Origin of the sequence: Mesorhizobium wenxiniae, assembly GCF_002284535.1 — a bacterium.
GTDB classification, from domain to species: domain Bacteria; phylum Pseudomonadota; class Alphaproteobacteria; order Rhizobiales; family Rhizobiaceae; genus Mesorhizobium; species Mesorhizobium wenxiniae.
In genome coordinates, this window is the sequence record NZ_NPKH01000027.1 from 48,384 (window position 1) to 63,979 (window position 15,596).

The 15,596-nt window shown below is 62.0% G+C and carries 18 protein-coding genes; 4 read left to right on the plus strand and 14 right to left on the minus strand.

The annotated features are described in order from the left end of the window. Positions 1-81 precede the first annotated feature (81 nt). On the plus strand, positions 82-513 hold the full coding sequence (locus tag CIT31_RS22285; protein WP_029352791.1) for an HIT family protein: 432 nt from the start codon (positions 82-84) through the stop codon (positions 511-513). Between the two features lie 85 nt (positions 514-598). On the opposite strand, the gene clpA is transcribed toward CIT31_RS22285, so the two are convergent. The 3 genes from clpA to CIT31_RS22300 form a co-directional block, all read right to left on the minus strand. Beyond that, positions 599-3,067 (minus strand): ATP-dependent Clp protease ATP-binding subunit ClpA, encoded by a 2,469-nt coding sequence (gene clpA / locus CIT31_RS22290; RefSeq protein WP_029352793.1) that lies wholly within the window; start codon positions 3,065-3,067, stop codon positions 599-601. Between the two features lie 6 nt (positions 3,068-3,073). Then, a complete protein-coding gene (gene clpS, locus CIT31_RS22295; protein ID WP_165778534.1) occupies positions 3,074-3,400 on the minus strand; it encodes an ATP-dependent Clp protease adapter ClpS in 327 nt (108 codons plus the stop codon). A gap of 272 nt (positions 3,401-3,672) precedes the next feature. After that, on the minus strand, positions 3,673-4,002 hold the full coding sequence (locus CIT31_RS22300) for a phasin family protein (protein WP_029352797.1): 330 nt from the start codon (positions 4,000-4,002) through the stop codon (positions 3,673-3,675). 318 nt (positions 4,003-4,320) lie between these two features. On the opposite strand from CIT31_RS22300, the gene CIT31_RS22305 reads away from it, so the two are divergent. Beyond that, a complete protein-coding gene (locus CIT31_RS22305; RefSeq protein ID WP_095520400.1) occupies positions 4,321-5,736 on the plus strand; it encodes a D-alanyl-D-alanine carboxypeptidase in 1,416 nt (471 codons plus the stop codon). A gap of 45 nt (positions 5,737-5,781) precedes the next feature. Here the strand turns inward: CIT31_RS22305 and CIT31_RS22310 are convergent, their stop codons facing one another. The 4 genes from CIT31_RS22310 to CIT31_RS22325 form a co-directional block, all read right to left on the minus strand. Continuing rightward, on the minus strand, positions 5,782-6,480 hold the full coding sequence (locus CIT31_RS22310; protein WP_095520401.1) for a DnaJ domain-containing protein: 699 nt from the start codon (positions 6,478-6,480) through the stop codon (positions 5,782-5,784). Next, positions 6,480-7,211 (minus strand): vWA domain-containing protein, encoded by a 732-nt coding sequence (locus tag CIT31_RS22315; protein WP_165778528.1) that lies wholly within the window; start codon positions 7,209-7,211, stop codon positions 6,480-6,482. Before CIT31_RS22315 ends, CIT31_RS22310 begins: the two co-directional genes overlap by 1 nt. 98 nt (positions 7,212-7,309) lie before the next feature. Beyond that, a complete protein-coding gene (locus CIT31_RS22320) occupies positions 7,310-7,747 on the minus strand; it encodes a DUF1489 family protein (RefSeq protein ID WP_095520403.1) in 438 nt (145 codons plus the stop codon). 113 nt (positions 7,748-7,860) lie between these two features. Beyond that, entirely contained in the window at positions 7,861-9,264 is a 1,404-nt protein-coding gene (locus CIT31_RS22325) for an L-serine ammonia-lyase (RefSeq protein ID WP_095520552.1), read from the minus strand. Between the two features lie 161 nt (positions 9,265-9,425). Between CIT31_RS22325 and CIT31_RS22330 the strand changes: the two genes are divergently transcribed. After that, a complete protein-coding gene (locus CIT31_RS22330) occupies positions 9,426-10,181 on the plus strand; it encodes a DUF599 domain-containing protein (protein WP_095520404.1) in 756 nt (251 codons plus the stop codon). Here CIT31_RS22330 and CIT31_RS22335 read toward each other — a convergent pair. The 5 genes from CIT31_RS22335 to CIT31_RS22355 form a co-directional block, all read right to left on the minus strand. Then, complete coding sequence (locus CIT31_RS22335; protein ID WP_095520405.1) at positions 10,118-10,927, minus strand: YdcF family protein; 810 nt, start codon at positions 10,925-10,927, stop codon at positions 10,118-10,120. The genes CIT31_RS22330 and CIT31_RS22335 overlap by 64 nt on opposite strands. 28 nt (positions 10,928-10,955) lie before the next feature. Beyond that, complete coding sequence (locus tag CIT31_RS22340; RefSeq protein WP_095520406.1) at positions 10,956-12,521, minus strand: amidase; 1,566 nt, start codon at positions 12,519-12,521, stop codon at positions 10,956-10,958. Next, positions 12,521-12,979, minus strand: a complete 459-nt coding sequence (locus tag CIT31_RS22345; RefSeq protein ID WP_095520407.1) for a GNAT family N-acetyltransferase — start codon at positions 12,977-12,979, stop codon at positions 12,521-12,523. The genes CIT31_RS22340 and CIT31_RS22345 overlap by 1 nt, the downstream gene beginning before the upstream one ends. A gap of 7 nt (positions 12,980-12,986) precedes the next feature. Beyond that, the gene (gene gatC, locus CIT31_RS22350) at positions 12,987-13,274 is read right to left on the minus strand and encodes an Asp-tRNA(Asn)/Glu-tRNA(Gln) amidotransferase subunit GatC (protein WP_095520408.1); all 288 of its coding nucleotides are present in this window, start codon (positions 13,272-13,274) and stop codon (positions 12,987-12,989) included. Between the two features lie 144 nt (positions 13,275-13,418). Beyond that, on the minus strand, positions 13,419-14,126 hold the full coding sequence (locus CIT31_RS22355) for a metal-dependent hydrolase (protein ID WP_095520553.1): 708 nt from the start codon (positions 14,124-14,126) through the stop codon (positions 13,419-13,421). Between the two features lie 88 nt (positions 14,127-14,214). Here CIT31_RS22355 and ruvX point away from each other — a divergent pair, with 88 nt between their 5' ends. Beyond that, the gene (ruvX, locus tag CIT31_RS22360; protein ID WP_095520409.1) at positions 14,215-14,700 is read left to right on the plus strand and encodes a Holliday junction resolvase RuvX; all 486 of its coding nucleotides are present in this window, start codon (positions 14,215-14,217) and stop codon (positions 14,698-14,700) included. Here the strand turns inward: ruvX and CIT31_RS22365 are convergent. Both CIT31_RS22365 and CIT31_RS22370 read right to left on the minus strand, forming a co-directional pair. Next, positions 14,667-14,978 carry a DUF6105 family protein gene (locus CIT31_RS22365; RefSeq protein WP_095520410.1) on the minus strand — a complete coding sequence of 104 codons (312 nt, stop codon included), beginning with the start codon at positions 14,976-14,978 and terminating at the stop codon, positions 14,667-14,669. The two genes, ruvX and CIT31_RS22365, sit on opposite strands and share 34 nt — an antisense overlap. Then, positions 14,978-15,556: a hypothetical protein gene (locus CIT31_RS22370; RefSeq protein ID WP_095520411.1), complete on the minus strand. Its 579-nt coding sequence runs from the start codon at positions 15,554-15,556 to the stop codon at positions 14,978-14,980. The genes CIT31_RS22365 and CIT31_RS22370 overlap by 1 nt, the downstream gene beginning before the upstream one ends. Positions 15,557-15,596 lie beyond the last annotated feature (40 nt).

The window sequence follows — 15,596 nt, forward strand, 5'->3', positions numbered from 1 at the left end:
CTCCGCATCGTACTTTCCGAAAATCGATTCCGATTTTCGGGTTTGATGCGGTAGAGCAAGGCACAATCCGGAGCGCACGCCATGGCTGACCCCACCTACGACAGCAACAATATCTTCGCGAAAATCCTGCGCGGTGAAATACCGTCGCATCGCGTCTATGAAGATGACGCGATCGTTGCCTTCATGGATGTAATGCCGCAAGGGCCGGGTCATACGCTGGTTGTGCCGAAGGCGCAGTCGCGCAACCTGCTTGACGCGGACCCGGCAGTATTCGGCCCGCTCTTCGCCGTCGTGCAGAAGGTGGCGTTGGCGGTGAAGAAGGCCTTCGGCGCCGATGGTGTCACCATCCTGCAGTTCAACGAGCCTGCTTCGGGCCAGACCGTCTACCACCTCCATGTCCATGTCATTCCGCGCTTCCAGGGAATCCCTTTGAAGCCGCATAGCGGGCAGATGGAGAAACCGGAAGTGTTGACTGAGAACGCTGACAAGATACGAACAGAGCTGGGAAGCTGAAGCCGGGCGTCGCGCACAACGCCTCCAGCATCCACTACCTCTTTATCCAATAAAAAAGCCCCGTTTCCGGGGCTTTTTCAGGCCATCACCCTTTGCGGGGCAGTTGCGGCACCAAGCTGCGCTTGCCGCCATCTTTGCCCTTGGGCTCCGCCTTCTGCGCGATCGCCTTTTTCGCGACGGGCTTCTTGCTGGCAGCCTTCTTGAGTTTCGGCGTGTCGTCCGGTTCTTCCTTCTTCGGCTTGACCGGCGCCTCGTCGGCGAGCGACTCGAGCTTCAGGCCGGTCTCGCCGGTCTCCTTCTTCTCGACGGTGACACGCACCGTGCCGCCCTTCTTGAGCTTACCGAACAGCACCTCGTCGGCCAGCGGCTTCTTGATGTGCTCCTGGATGACGCGGCCGAGCGGCCGTGCTCCCATGCGCTCGTCGTAGCCCTTCTCGGCCAGCCAGGCGATCGCTTCCTGCGACAGGTCGAAGGTGACGCCACGCTCGGAGAGCTGGGCCTCGAGCTGCATGACGAACTTCTGCACCACCTGGTGGATGACCGGAACCGGCAGCGAGCCAAACGGGATGATCGCATCGAGACGGTTGCGGAATTCCGGCGTGAACAGCCGGTTGATCGCCTCGACATCATCGCCTTCGCGCTTGGTCGAGCCGAACCCGATCGCCGCGCGTTGCGCATCCGAAGCGCCCGCATTGGTGGTCATGATCAGGATGACGTTGCGGAAGTCGATCTGCTTGCCGTTGTGGTCGGTCAGCTTGCCGTGGTCCATGACCTGCAGCAGGATGTTGAACAGGTCCGGATGCGCCTTCTCGACCTCGTCCAGCAACAGCACGCAATGCGGATGCTGGTCGACGCCGTCGGTCAACAGGCCACCCTGGTCGAAGCCGACATAGCCGGGAGGCGCGCCGATCAGCCGCGAGACGGTGTGGCGTTCCATATATTCCGACATGTCGAAGCGGATCAGCTCGACACCGAGCGAGGCGGCGAGCTGCTTTGCCACTTCGGTCTTGCCGACGCCGGTCGGTCCCGAGAACAGGTAGGAGCCGATCGGCTTCTCCGGTTCGCGCAGGCCGGCCCGCGCCAGTTTGATCGCCGAGGTCAATGCCGTGATCGCGGTGTCCTGACCGTAGACGACACGTTTCAACTCAACGTCGAGACCGGCCAGCACCTTCTCGTCGTCGGCGGAAACCGTCTTCGGCGGAATGCGGGCGATGGTGGCGATCGTCGCTTCGATCTCCTTGATGCCGATAGTCTTCTTTCGCTTGGCCTCCGGCACCAGCATCTGCGAGGCGCCGGTCTCGTCGATCACGTCTATTGCCTTGTCCGGCAGCTTGCGGTCGTTGATGTAGCGCGCCGACAGTTCGACCGAAGCCTTGATCGCCTCAGCCGTGTAGCGAACCTTGTGGAACTCCTCGAAATACGGCTTCAGACCCTTCATGATCTCGATGGCGTCCTCGATGGTCGGCTCGTTGACGTCGATCTTCTGGAAGCGCCGCACCAAAGCGCGGTCCTTCTCGAAAAACTGGCGGAACTCCTTGTAGGTGGTCGAGCCGATGCAGCGGATCGTTCCGGACGACAGCGCCGGCTTCAACAGGTTCGACGCATCCATGGCGCCGCCCGACGTCGCCCCTGCCCCGATCACGGTGTGGATCTCGTCGATGAACAGAACCGCGCCCGGATAGTCCTCGAGTTCCTTGACGACCTGCTTCAGCCGCTCCTCGAAATCGCCGCGATAGCGGGTGCCGGCCAGCAATGTTCCCATGTCGAGCGCAAAGATGGTGGCGTTGTGCAGCACTTCCGGCACGTCACCCTCGACGATGCGCTTGGCAAGGCCCTCGGCGATCGCCGTCTTGCCGACGCCGGGGTCGCCGACATAGAGCGGATTGTTCTTGGAGCGGCGGCACAGCACCTGGATGGTGCGGTTGATCTCGGACCCCCGGCCGATCAGCGGATCGATCTTGCCGGCCTTGGCCTTGTTGTTCAGATTGATGCAATAGGCGGTGAGCGCGTCCTGCTGCTGCTTTTTCTTGCCGCCGTCCTCTTGCGGCTCGGCGCCGCTCTGGCCGCCCTGCTCGTCGTCGGCGCCGCGCGGCGACCGCGTCTCGGATGCGCCAGGACGCTTGGCGATGCCATGCGAAATGTAGTTGACCGCGTCGTAGCGGGTCATCTGCTGTTCCTGCAGGAAATAGGCGGCATGGCTCTCACGCTCGGCGAAGATCGCAACGAGCACGTTGGCGCCGGAGACTTCCTCGCGGCCGGACGACTGCACATGGATCACCGCGCGCTGGATGACGCGCTGGAAACCGGCCGTCGGCTTGGAATCCTCGTCGTAGCCGGTGACGAGGTTGTCGAGCTCGGTGTCGATATAGGTGAGAACCGTGTGCTTCAGCTCGTCGAGATCGACGTTGCAGGCGCGCATGACCGCGGCCGCCTCGGTGTCGTCGATGAGAGCGAGCAGCAAATGTTCAAGGGTTGCGTATTCGTGGTGCCGCTCATTGGCGAGCGTCAGCGCCTGGTGAAGCGCCTTTTCCAGGCCTTGGGAGAAAGCCGGCATGTTACCTCACTTCTTCTCCATCACGCATTGCAGCGGATGCTGATTCTGTCGGGCGGAATCCATGACCTGAGACACTTTGGTCTCGGCCACCTCGAATGTATAGACCCCGCACTCGCCCACTCCATGATTGTGAACATGTAGCATGATGCGTGTGGCGGCTTCACGGTCCTTCTGGAAAAAACGCTCCAGTACGTGAACCACGAATTCCATGGGCGTATAGTCGTCGTTGAGAATGAGGACCCGATAAAGGCTAGGCTTCTTGGTCTTGGTTTTGGTGCGCGTGATGACAGCCGTGCCGCGACCGGCCTCATTGCCGTCGTTGCCGTTTTGCATCCGCACCACATCTCTCATGGCAGTCAAACCAATCGTCACGTAGCCCTGCCTTTTCGAATCCCCATACGAGTTCGACATGTAGGTCTTCGATGAACGATTTTAAGCCCTTCTGTTTAGCTGACAATATGGCTAGGTGGCCAAACTTGGCCGATTTTCGAAATCGTGAAGGCGGCAGAAACCCCTGATTTCAAATTGCCATGAAAAAACCCGGTCGCGCGTTCGCGACCGGGTCTGTCTTGCAGCCCTAGGGCCATCTTCACATTATAGCAAGATTATTTCGCTTTTGCGACGATTGATTCGAACGGCTTGTAGGCTTCTTTGGCGAGTTCGGCATAGAGATCGCCTATCTTGGTCGCTTCGGCGACGAAGGCTTCGTACGACTGCTTGGCAAAATCGGACTGGATCTCGATCGCCTTCTCCAGCGACTTGGCCGACAACAGTTTCTCGGCTGCTGCGCTGCCGGCCTCGAAGCTTTTCTTGGTGTACTCGCCCGCCTCGGTGGCGATGGCCTGCGCACCCTTGGAAAGGGATGCGAAGCTCTTCAAGCCGGTGTCGGCAAACTCCTTGCCGTATTTGCTGAAATCTTCATAGGTCTGGGTCATTTCACGCTCCCTTGACAGTTGCCGTTGAACGGTGGACGCGCCCTGTCCGGGGGCCGCGTTGTGCAATGCAAGTTATATATTGTGCACTGCACAAAAAGTCAATGTTTCGCCGAGCGCGGTTCCGGGCGACCGGCCCGGCGTGCAGGCCCGGCCACCGGCAATCGCTAAAATTCAAATAAAGGGAAGCTCAAGCCCGAAGAAAATGGTGAACACGATGGTTACCATAAACGGATTGGTAACGCTGACCGCGATAGCTTGGCTCGAAGTGAGGCAGGACCTTTGCCGCCTCCAGCAACAAAAAATTCAAAGGAACTATCGGTGCGTCAGGCGTTGTCGGGCATTCTCTCCAAATCCGCGTCCTCTTTGAAAACGATCATGATCCTCGCTTTGGCGATGACATTCGTCGTTGCCGACGCTGCTTCGTCCATGGCAGCGAGGTCGGCGGCCATCGTCATCGATGCCAAGACCGGCAAGGTGCTTTATTCTTCGAATGCCGATGGTCGGCGCTATCCGGCCTCGCTCACCAAGATGATGACGCTTTACCTGGCCTTCGAGGCCATGGCGAACGGCAAGATCAGCAAGAACTCCCGGGTCGTCTTTTCGGCCAATGCTGCTGCTGAACCGCCGACGAAACTCGGCGTCAGACGGGGCGGCGCGATCACGGTCGAGACCGCGATCCTGTCGATGGTGACCAAGTCGGCAAACGACTCGGCGACGGCGCTCGGCGAGCTTCTCGGCGGCAATGAAGCCAATTTCGCCCATATGATGACAGCCAAGGCCCGGGCGCTGGGCATGAAGGGGACCGTTTTCCGCAACGCCCACGGCTTGCCAAACCCCGGTCAGTTCACGACCGCGCGCGACATGGCGGTGCTCGGCATCGCGCTACGGGAGCATTTTCCCCAATATTACGGCTATTTCTCGCAGCGTTCCTTTCTCTACGGCCGGAGGCGCATCAACGGCCATAACCGCCTGCTTGGGCGCATCAAGGGCGTCGACGGCATCAAGACCGGTTACACCCGCGCCTCCGGCTACAATCTCGTTTCCTCGGTCGACGACGGCGATCGCCGCATCGTGGCGGTGGTGATAGGCGGGAAATCCGGCGGCAGCCGCGACAACCAAATGGCCGCATTGATCAAAACCTACATGCCGAAGGCGTCGTCGCGCGGCAACGGCATGCTGGTCGCCAAGGCCGGCGGCGGCAACCCGATCAGCGCCCTGGCAAAAGTGTTCCTGCCCAAGCGCGACGCGCCGACGCCGGACAGCCGGCCGGACGACGATGCCCCGGACGATGATGCCATTGCCTCGCTAGTTGAGGAAACCGACCCCGCCGTTGAAGAAGCCACCCCCGTCGTCCAGACCAGGCCCGTTTCTCAGACCAAGAAGGTCGACACAGTGGCCGCGGCCACGGCGGACGATGTCGCGACGGCAAGGGTCGCAGCAGCCTACGCCGAACCGGCGGCGGTCGATCCCGTCAACACGGCATCGGTGCCGTCCGGCTGGGCAGTCCAGGTCGCCTCTTCGCCAAAACAATCCGAAGCCCAGGCTCTCCTGGACGAGACGAGCAGGCAGGCGCCTTCGATCCTCGCCGATGCCACAGGTTTCACCGTCGCCTTCGAAAAGGACGGCGTCACCTATTACCGCGCCCGGTTCGGCTTTGGTTCGAAGACTGCTGCCTGGAAAGCCTGCAACGCCCTGAAGAAAAAGAAAATCGAGTGCTACGCCGTCCAGCAGTAGACGGCGTCGAAAACATCTCCGGGAAAAATTCTGCGTCGAAGGAGACTAGTTGTGATTGGAGAGCAAGACGTCCTTGGCTTCATTGATCCGCGCCGCCAGAAAAGACGTGCCGCCGATATCGGGGTGCAGGCGCTGCATCAGGCGGCGGTGCGCCTTGCGGACATCCGCCGCGGCGGCCCCCGCTTCAAGACCAAGGATCTTGTAGGCCTCCTCCTTAGTCATGGCGCCCGAACCTGGCGAAACACCCAGCCCTTCGCCACCATTCGCCTCAGCGTCTTTGCGCCAGATGGGAAATCTGCCGTCAAGATACGTCTCTAGCAACTGGCGGCTCTCCGGGTCGCCGGGGAGCTCGCGATAAAGTTGCTGCAACTCCGAAAGGCTCATCGTGCCAAGCATCTTGCCTTCATGGCGGCCGGCGAGCACGAGCCCCTCCAGATTGCCGGTATCGTGATCAAGCTCCATTTCGAGTGCCGCGGTGCGCACCGTCGAATGCTTGCCCGGCTCCAGTTTCGCCGTCGGCCGCTTCATCCGCATGGAGCCATACCAGGCGAGCGCAGTCGACAGGATCAAGCCGCCGAGACCTTCGCGTCCGACCAGAAGCACGGCGACGCCGATCAGCGCCAGCAGGACGGGCCCAAGTGTCCTCATCCCGCTTGCGAGTCTCGCGGGGTCGGCGCGGAGAAAGATCGTGGCCACGCCGAGCAGCACCAAAAGCAACGCCACGAATGCGATAGTCGCGCCCATTATTTTCTGCTGCTCCGCAGATGCTCGATCATCAGCCGGTCTTCCGGCCTGCCCCTGGCCTCCAGTGCCTTCAGCCCGCCGGTTGCAAACACGGCGACCGCCGAAAGCAGGCTGGCCAATGTTGCGGCGGCCCGCCGATCAAATCGGAACCAGGCACCTTTGGACAGCCGCGCAATCTCCTTAAATGCCTTTTCTGCGCCGGCATCATGGCCCTCCTGAAAGACGAAGACAGGAACGCCGTGCAGGCCGAGGCTGCCGGCCTTTTCGGCCAGATCGTCTATGTTTTCTTCCATCGCGTCGCCGATATAGACCAGCGCATTCACCCTGGCCGCCGCCGTCTGTTTCAGCGCATGGGCGAGAACCTTGCCGATCTGGGTTTGGCCGCTGCGGCATTCGATCCGCGTCATCAGCTGCTTCAGCGCGTCCGTATCGGTGACGAATCCAGATGAGCGGCACTCGCCAAGCCCACGAAAATAAACCAATTGAATTTTCAGCGCTCCGGCCTTGCCGACGGCGTCGAACATCTCGCCCTGCAGCGCACAGGCAAGGTCCCAGGTCGGCTGGCGGCTCATCGTCGCGTCGAGCGAGAGTATCAGCCTGCCAGAACCGGTCGCGGACGCAGCGAGCGTCCTTGCCTGACGGATAAAGGCGTCGATCTCGCCAGTGCTTGATTGGGACTCGACCGGCGCAGGATTGGCCTTTGCGGGCACGGGCTGCTTCTTGTCGCTCATGACATTCAAGATGTGGCGTTGTCGCACAGCTTGCAAGCCCAGCATGAGGCGATCTGGAGGGCCAGCGATCACGGCAGCTTTGAATTTGGGGGACCTTCCTAGAGAAGGCCGAGATCGGCAAGCTCGCGCCTGAGTTTCGGCGGCATCTCGACCGATCCCGCTTTACCCTTGCCGAGATCGGCCGATGCGTCCGACGGTTTCAGGTAGCGCCAGCCTTGAAAGGCGCGGCGCGGCTGCCATTCGGTGCGCACCACCGCGGGATCGAGGATCAGATGACAGCGGCCGATGCCCTCGTCATCGGTGAAAGGACGGATTTCCGTGATCAACTGGCGGCATTGCACATTGCCCTTGATCACCCAGTAGAGGGAACCGCCATCGGTGACCTCGGCGCCGCGCGTCGGCATCATGCGGGTGGTGTGGTAATGCTCGACCGGTTCACCGGCGCGCCGCCGTTCGTCGAGGCGGAAGGCGATCCACTCTTCGAGATCTTCGACGCTGTCGCAGCCAACGCAGAGCTTTATCAGATTAAGAGACATGGATTAAGGTTAGTCCGGCGTGCGAAGGCGTCAACGGCCTGGCCGACTTTCTCCACAGTGCCAGTCTTGGCAGTGCTGTTCTCCACAGTGCCAATCCCAGTGCAAAGTTTGGCTCAGCATTCCACGATATTGACGGCCAGTCCGCCGAGGCTGGTTTCCTTGTATTTCTCGTTCATGTCGAGGCCGGTCTGGCGCATGGTCTCGATCGCGGCATCGAGCGGCACGAAGTGAACGCCGTCGCCCTTGATGGCCAGCGAAGCAGCCGTCACCGCCTTGACGGCGCCGAGTGCGTTACGCTCGATGCAAGGCACCTGCACCAGCCCGCCGACCGGATCGCAGGTCATGCCGAGATGATGTTCAAGCGCGATCTCGGCGGCGTTCTCGACCTGCTCGGGCGTGCCGCCCATCACGGCGCACAGCCCCGCTGCCGCCATCGCCGAGGCCGAACCGACCTCGCCCTGGCAGCCGACTTCGGCGCCCGAGATCGAAGCGTTGGTCTTGATGATGCCGCCGATCGCCGCCGCGGTCAGCAGGAAATCGCGGATGCTTGGCTGGTCGGCCTCGGGATGGAAATGCAGCCAGTAGCGCAGCACCGCGGGCAGCGTGCCTGCAGCACCGTTGGTCGGCGCGGTGACGACGCGCCCGCCGGCGGCGTTCTCCTCATTCACCGCCATGGCATAGATCGACAGCCAGTCGTTGGCGAGCAGCGGATTGGGCCGGTTCTGCCGCCACTGGTCCTGCAGCTTGTCATGCAATTGCCGCGCGCGTCGGCGCACCTTCAGCCCGCCCGGCATGATGCCGTCCTGCGACAGGCCACGCTCGATGCAGCTCTTCATCGCCCTCCAGATGCCGTCGAGGCCGGCGTCGAGTTCCTCGCGCGGCATCTGCGTCTCTTCGTTGACGCGCTTCATGTCGGCGATGGAAAGGCCGCTTTTCGCCGCCATCGACAGCATCTCGACGGCGTTCTTGAAGGGGTATGGAACCTTCTTGCCTTCCGTCTTCACCGAGCCCTTCACCTTCATCCGCTGCAGCTCCTCCTCGGAAACCACGAAGCCGCCGCCGATCGAATAATAGATGCGTTTGAGCAGCAGGCGGTCGTCAGCATCATAGGCGAAAAAAGCCATGCCGTTGGCGTGGCCGGAAAGCGGCGTCTTGCGATCCAGTACCAGATCCGTCGCCGGGTCGAAGCGATAGGAGGGATGGCCGGGCGGCGAAATCCGCTTGTCGGCGGCGATACGGTCGACGATGTTGTCCGCCTGATCGGGGTCCACCGTCTGCGGCGTCTGGCCGGCAAGCCCGAGCACGACGGCGCGATCGGAACCATGGCCGATGCCGGTATAGGCAAGCGAGCCGTGCAGGCTGGCGGCGATGCGGTCGACCTTGGCGCCGGCCGGGCGTGGCCAGTCATCTCCCGCGACCTCGTCGAGAAAACGCCGCGCAGCTGTCATCGGTCCCATCGTGTGCGAACTCGATGGTCCAATGCCGATCTTGAACAGGTCGAAAACCGAAAGGAACACGCGCCGCTGTCTCCTATTGGAATTTACATATAGGAATTCCTGTGATGTTTCCGCTCTTTCGAAGATCGCGGCGCTGCACCTGCCGACCTTGTTTGCTCCGGCAGCGACATCGTTGCGTTCCGCCATCGAAGCGGCGCCACCGCTTGTGGTAAAAGGGTCGCATGGGCGATTCCTTTCATTTGTCGACGGCCGACCTCGTGGCGCTGGCCTTCTTCCTTTTCGTATGGGTGCTGCATACGCTCGCATCCGACGGGAAGCTGGTCAGCCGCATGTCGCTGACGACAGCGATGAACGTCCAGCGCGAAGCCTGGATGCGGACCATGGCCGAACGCGAGACCCGCATCGTCGACACCGCCATTATGGCAGGTCTTCAACAGGGAACCGCCTTCTTCGCCTCCAGTTCGCTGATTGCGATCGGCGGCTGTTTTGCCTTGGTCGGCGCCTCCGATCAGGTTGTTTCGATGCTGAGCGATCTGCCGCTCGGCGCGACATCATCCCGCTCCGCCTTTCAGATGAAGGTGTTCGGATTGGTGCTGATTCTTGCCTATTCCTTTTTCAAGTTCGGCTGGGCCTACCGGCTGTTCAACTACTGCTCGATTCTGATCGGAGCTGTGCCGATTCCGCATGGCGAGGCCTCACGTAACCCGGTTAGCGAGACGGCGGTATGGCGTGCGGCGCGCATGAACATGCTGGCCGGGAAACACTTCAATTCCGGCCTTCGCGGCGTGTTTTTCTCGATCGGTTATCTCGGCTGGTTCGTCGACCCAAAATTGTTCGTGCTGTCGACGCTGCTTTTGCTGGCGGTCCTGGTGCGTCGCCAGTTCTTCTCGGCGGCCCGGCAAGCCGTGATCGGTCAGCCGCCCGAACCAACACCCGGTCCAGGGAAGAGCCGATCGATGCGGCCCGACAGCCAGTAGGCGACGAGCCCGATCCATTCACGGACCGCCGTGCTGACGGTTTGCAGCGAACCGAAGGGATCGTCGCGGAACAGGCCGATGCCGTCCTTGCCCGAGGTGCGGTAATCGACCGGCCAAGGAATGGTGGCAAAGCCGGCCTTGTCGAACAGCGCCTTGGCGCGCGGCATATGGAAGGCCGAGGTCACCAGCAGCCAGGTCTCGCCCGGTTTCGGGGTGACCAGTTCCCGGGTGAAGACGGCGTTCTCGTAGGTGTTACGGGATTTGTTCTCGAGGATCAGCCGATCGGCCGTCACACCAAGCGCGGCGAACAGACGCGGCGCCGTCTCTGCATCGCCCTCGCCTTCGCCGATCATTGCGATAGTGCCCCCTGAGATGACGACTTTAGCTGTCGGAAAATGCCGTGCCAGCACGGCAGCCGCGACCACCCGGTCTCCGCTGGCGTTCAGTTCATAGCCGCCACGCGCGAAATTGACGGCGCCCTCCATGCCGCCTCCGAGCACGACGATGCCATCGACCTTTTCCGGCAGCGGCGGGCGCGGAAAGCGCTCTTCCAGCGGGTTGAGCATCAGTGCGCCGAGCGAGGTCCAGGTCGAGAGGGCGAGGATGAGAAAGGCCAGCCCGCTGCCGGTGGCAAACAGCTTTCGACGCCCAACCAAGGCAGCAAGCAACGCGACCAACAGCAGGATGATCGCCAGATTTAACGGCTGGACGAGGAGCCAAGACACCTTGGAAAGATAGTAGAACATCCCTCACCCCTTCAGATGGGAGACGGCACTACCACCACTTTTCCGGCTGGAACGTACCCGCCGCCTGTTCGATGACATGGGCGGTCTGGAACAAGGTTTCCTCGTCGAAAGGCCGGCCGATGAGCTGCAGGCCGAGCGGCAGGCCCTTGGCGTCTAGCCCTGCGGGCACGGCGATACCCGGCAGTCCAGCCATGTTCACCGTCACCGTAAAGATGTCATTGAGGTACATCTTGACCGGGTCGGCGGCCATGTCCTCGTCGGCGATGCCAAAGGCCGCCGACGGCGTCGCCGGCGTCAGGAGGACGTCGACGCCGGCGGCGAATGCGTTTTCGAAATCCCGCTTGATGAGATTCCGCACCTTCTGCGCCTGCAGATAGTAGGCGTCGTAATAGCCTGCGGAGAGCACATAGGTGCCGATCATGATGCGGCGCTTGACCTCGCGGCCGAAGCCGGTGGCGCGGGTCTTCTCGTACATGTCGACAATGTCCTTGCCCGGCACGCGCAACCCATAGCGGACGCCGTCATAGCGGGCGAGGTTCGAAGAGGCTTCGGCGGGCGCGACGATGTAATAGGCCGGCAGCGCATATTTGGTATGCGGAAGCGAAATGTCGACGATCTCGGCGCCGGCATCTTTCAGCCAGGCAATGCCTTTCTGCCACAGCGCCTCGATCTCGTCGGGCATGCCGTCGACGCGGTATTCCTTGGGGATGCCGACCTTCATGCCTTTGATCGGCTTGCCGATCGCCGCCTCGTAATCCGGCACCGGCCGGTCGACCGAGGTGGTGTCCCTCGGATCGACCGAGGCCATCGATTTCAAGAGAATCGCGGCGTCGCGCACATCGCGGGCGATCGGTCCGGCCTGGTCGAGCGACGAAGCGAAGGCGACGATACCCCAGCGCGAGCAGCGGCCGTAGGTCGGCTTGATGCCGACCGTGCCGGTGAAGGCGGCGGGCTGGCGGATCGAACCGCCGGTGTCGGTGGCGGTGGCGCCGGCACATAGGAGCGCTGAAACGGCGGAGGCCGAGCCGCCTGACGAACCGCCCGGCACCAGCTGGGCGTTGTCCAGCGTGCGCGCGGTCCTGGTGCCGCCGGCCGAGACGAAACCGCCATCGCCCTGATGCGTGGTTGGCATCACCACCGTGTCGAGGCGCGAACGCCGCCACGGATTGACGACGGGGCCGTAGTGGGAGGTCTCGTTGGACGAGCCCATGGCGAACTCGTCCATGTTGAGCTTGCCGAGCATCACGGCGCCGTCGGCCCACAGATTGGCAGTGACAGTCGATTCGTAATGTGGCTTGAACCCATCCAGCACATGGCTGCAGGCCTGGGTGTGGATGCCTTCGGTGCCGAACAGGTCCTTGATCCCGAGCGGTATGCCTTCGAGCGTCCCGCCCTCGCCCTTCGCCAGCTTCGCGTCCGAGGCCTTGGCCATGTCGCGCGCCTTGTCGTCGGTAACGACGACATAGGCGTTGAGCGTCGGATTGGCCCGCTCGATCGCCTGGAGATAGGCTTCGGTGATCTCGGTTGCGGTGATTTCCTTGGCGCGCAGCTTGGTGCGGGCCTGCGAAATCGTCAGGTGGGTCAGGTCGCTCATCAGGCAAGGCTCTTTTCGTAAAACACCGACCACTCGGTATCGGGATAGTCCAGCACCGGGCCGCAGCGCGAAAATCCGGCGCCTTCATAGACGGTCCACGCTGCCGGATGGCGGTCGCCGGTTTCCAGCACCAAACGCTTCAGCCCTTCATTGCGCGCCAGCGCTTCGATCCGCTCGACGATCCTGGCGCCGATCTTCTGTCCACGATGCGACGGCCGCGTGTACATGCGCTTGACCTCGCCGACGGTGCCATCGTGGCGCTTCAGCGCGCCGCAACCGACGGCAAGGCCGTTGTCGCGAGCGATGAAGACAGTTGTGTCGTTGTCGGCCATCTGTTCGACGATCATGTGATAGCAGTGCTCCGGCGGCGTCAGTTGCAGCAGCGTGGCGTTGAGCTCCTTAACCAGCCCGCGCACATCGTCCTGCAGTGGCGTCTCGATGGCGATCTCGATTGCCATCGGCCCGCTACTCCACCACCTTCGGAACGAGGAAGAAATTCTCTTCGGTGGCCGGTGCGTTGGCGACGATGTCGGCCGCCTTGCTGCCGTCGGTGACGACGTCCGGGCGCTTCTTCATCTCCATCGGGATCACCGAAGTCATCGGCTCGACGCCGGAGACATCGACCTCGTTCAATTGCTCGACAAAACCGAGAATGGCGTTCAACTCGCCGGTCATGCGCTCGGCATCCTCCTCGCTCACCGCAATACGGGCGAGACGCGCGACGCGCTTCACAGTCTGAAGATCAACGGACATGGTTGTTTGTGCCTCTGGAAAACCAGTCCGCGCTATAGCGGCGCGGCGCGTGCCGCGCAACATGCATCGTGCTGAGAACCGGCCCAGAAGGTCTGTGGCAGGCCACGCTGTCGCAGCTGAGATAGCTGCCGCCTTGGGCATTCTCTACAACGCAATCGTCCCACCGATCTCCGGCAACGCCACCTTCACGCCGGATCCCTCCAACCCTGCGACAAACTTGTCGGCGGTCTGGTCGATGATCGGGAACGTGCCGAAGTGACTGGGGATGACCGTCTCAAACTGAAAGAAGCGTCGGCAGGCAAGGGCTGCCACCGCGCCACCCATGGTGAAGCGGTCGCCAATCGGCACAATACCGATCTTCGGTTCATGCAATTCGTTGATCAGCGCCATGTCGGAAAAGATGTCGGTGTCGCCCATGTGATAGAGCGTCTTGTCTTCCGGAAAATGCAGGACGAGGCCGCCTGGATTGCCGAGATAGGTGTTCAGGCCATTGTTTCCCGGGAACGACGATGAATGCAGCGCCTGGACGAAGGTGGTGGTGAAACCGCCGCAATCCACGGTGCCGCCGATATTGCCGGGATTGATCTTCTTGTCGCTGGCGCCCCTGCCGACCAGGTACATGCAGACCTCGAAATTGGCGACCAGCATAGCGCCGCTTTTCCCAAGCACTTCGAGCGCACCGCTGATGTGATCGCTATGGCCATGGGTCAAAAGAACATGCGTGACCCCTTCCGCCGGTCCTTCCCAGCCGCTCGTCCATGACGGATTGCCGATCAGATAGGGATCGATGAGGATTTTCGCGTCGGTGGTTTCGATGCGGAATGCGGAATGTCCGTACCAGGTCAGTTTCATGAATGCCTTCCTCGATTTTTGCTTCGCCAAAGGATAGAACGCCGGCAGTGAAATTAAAGTCCCACGGCGTGTGGTCCAAGGAAGGCCGTTGAGCATCATCACCATCGAAGAGTTGCCGGCGCGGCTCAGCGGCGGCAAGACGCTGGCCGGGCTCGACCTCGGCGACAAGACCATCGGCGTGGCGGTTTCCGACAGGGGCTTTGCCTTCGCCCATCCGCGTCCGGTCATCATGCGCAGGAAATTCTCGCTGGATGCAGCTGTGCTGCTCGCCTTGCTGCAGAAAGAGAACGTCGGCGCCGTGGTGCTCGGCCTGCCGATCAACATGGGCGGGTCGGAAGGCCCGCGCGCCCAGAAATCCCGCGCCTTCGCCCGCAACATGGCTGGTGTGACCGACCTGCCCTTCGTTTTGTGGGACGAGCGACTGTCGACGGTGGCGGCTGAGCGGACGTTGATCGAGATGGATTTTTCGCGCCGCAAACGCGCCGGCAAGATCGATTCGGCCGCGGCGGCCTTTATTCTGCAGGGCGTTCTCGACCGGCTTCAGGCGCTCGGCGTCGATGCTTGGCCGAAATAGCGGTCGCGCATTATCCTGATCCAGCTGCCGATCACCCGGCGGCGGCGGAACGCCCAAAATGCCATGAGCAGCAGACTGTCGAAGATGCAGGCCTTTGCCACCATGCCGGGAATGAGCACCGGATCAATGCCGAGCATCTCCCCATAAAGCTGGAAGACGAGGTCATGCAATTGGCGGCTCAGCATGACATAACCGAAATTGATGTCGTTGAGCGACAGGAAGAACCACCCCCAGAACAGGGCGAGCGGCGCCGCCCATAGCGCGAACAAGGTACGCATCAGCGGCCATCCCTCAAGTTCGTGTCCGGCCTCAAGTTCGTGTCCAGCCGGCCGGAAATGCGCGAGAGCGCCGAGTTGTGCGCCGCCGCCTTCGCCATCACATGCGCGGCGGCACGGATTTCACCCGTGCCCGGAACCGCTGCGGCGAGGGCCGACCGCCACTCTGCGAGCATGGCGACATAGGACGCCAGCAGCGCCGCCAGTTGCACCGCGACAACCATGAACAGCCCGCTGATGCCCTGCGCGGCGCCGCCGACGACAATCAGCGACAATACGCCGGAGGCGGAGATGAAGGCGACCCGCACGACGCTGTCGGTGGCGTCCGGATTTGTCGGATCGCTAAACAGAGTCTCGACAAAGGCCCAGCAGAACAGCACCGCTACGACCAGCAGCGCTACAGCAAGCGGTGCCACGACAACGGCGCTTTCGAGGTCGGCGAAGCGGGTGTTCTGGACGGCGACGCCGAGCACGCCAAGCGCTGCCGCAACACCGCGATTCCCGTCGATGCAGAGGAACGCCAGCAGGGCGAAAACGACCGCCCAGTGCAAGGCCAGAAAGGAGCTCAATATATGCCGCATGGCGTTCCTGCTTCCGTAAACAGGACAGTGGGCTTTGCGG

Excerpts from the sequence above, each read along its gene's own strand:
- CIT31_RS22285 (WP_029352791.1), top strand. The coding sequence starts at position 82 with ATGGCTGACCCCACCTACGACAGCAACAATATCTTCGCGAAAATCCTG.
- clpA (WP_029352793.1), bottom strand. The coding sequence starts at position 3,067 with ATGCCGGCTTTCTCCCAAGGCCTGGAAAAGGCGCTTCACCAGGCGCTG.
- clpS (WP_165778534.1), bottom strand. The coding sequence starts at position 3,400 with ATGCAAAACGGCAACGACGGCAATGAGGCCGGTCGCGGCACGGCTGTC.
- CIT31_RS22300 (WP_029352797.1), bottom strand. The coding sequence starts at position 4,002 with ATGACCCAGACCTATGAAGATTTCAGCAAATACGGCAAGGAGTTTGCC.
- CIT31_RS22310 (WP_095520401.1), bottom strand. The coding sequence starts at position 6,480 with ATGGGCGCGACTATCGCATTCGTGGCGTTGCTTTTGGTGCTGCTCGGC.
- CIT31_RS22315 (WP_165778528.1), bottom strand. The coding sequence starts at position 7,211 with ATGAGCGACAAGAAGCAGCCCGTGCCCGCAAAGGCCAATCCTGCGCCG.
- CIT31_RS22320 (WP_095520403.1), bottom strand. The coding sequence starts at position 7,747 with ATGTCTCTTAATCTGATAAAGCTCTGCGTTGGCTGCGACAGCGTCGAA.
- CIT31_RS22330 (WP_095520404.1), top strand. The coding sequence starts at position 9,426 with ATGGGCGATTCCTTTCATTTGTCGACGGCCGACCTCGTGGCGCTGGCC.
- CIT31_RS22335 (WP_095520405.1), bottom strand. The coding sequence starts at position 10,927 with ATGTTCTACTATCTTTCCAAGGTGTCTTGGCTCCTCGTCCAGCCGTTA.
- CIT31_RS22340 (WP_095520406.1), bottom strand. The coding sequence starts at position 12,521 with ATGAGCGACCTGACCCACCTGACGATTTCGCAGGCCCGCACCAAGCTG.
- CIT31_RS22345 (WP_095520407.1), bottom strand. The coding sequence starts at position 12,979 with ATGGCAATCGAGATCGCCATCGAGACGCCACTGCAGGACGATGTGCGC.
- gatC (WP_095520408.1), bottom strand. The coding sequence starts at position 13,274 with ATGTCCGTTGATCTTCAGACTGTGAAGCGCGTCGCGCGTCTCGCCCGT.
- CIT31_RS22355 (WP_095520553.1), bottom strand. The coding sequence starts at position 14,126 with ATGAAACTGACCTGGTACGGACATTCCGCATTCCGCATCGAAACCACC.
- CIT31_RS22365 (WP_095520410.1), bottom strand. The coding sequence starts at position 14,978 with ATGCGTACCTTGTTCGCGCTATGGGCGGCGCCGCTCGCCCTGTTCTGG.
- CIT31_RS22370 (WP_095520411.1), bottom strand. The coding sequence starts at position 15,556 with ATGCGGCATATATTGAGCTCCTTTCTGGCCTTGCACTGGGCGGTCGTT.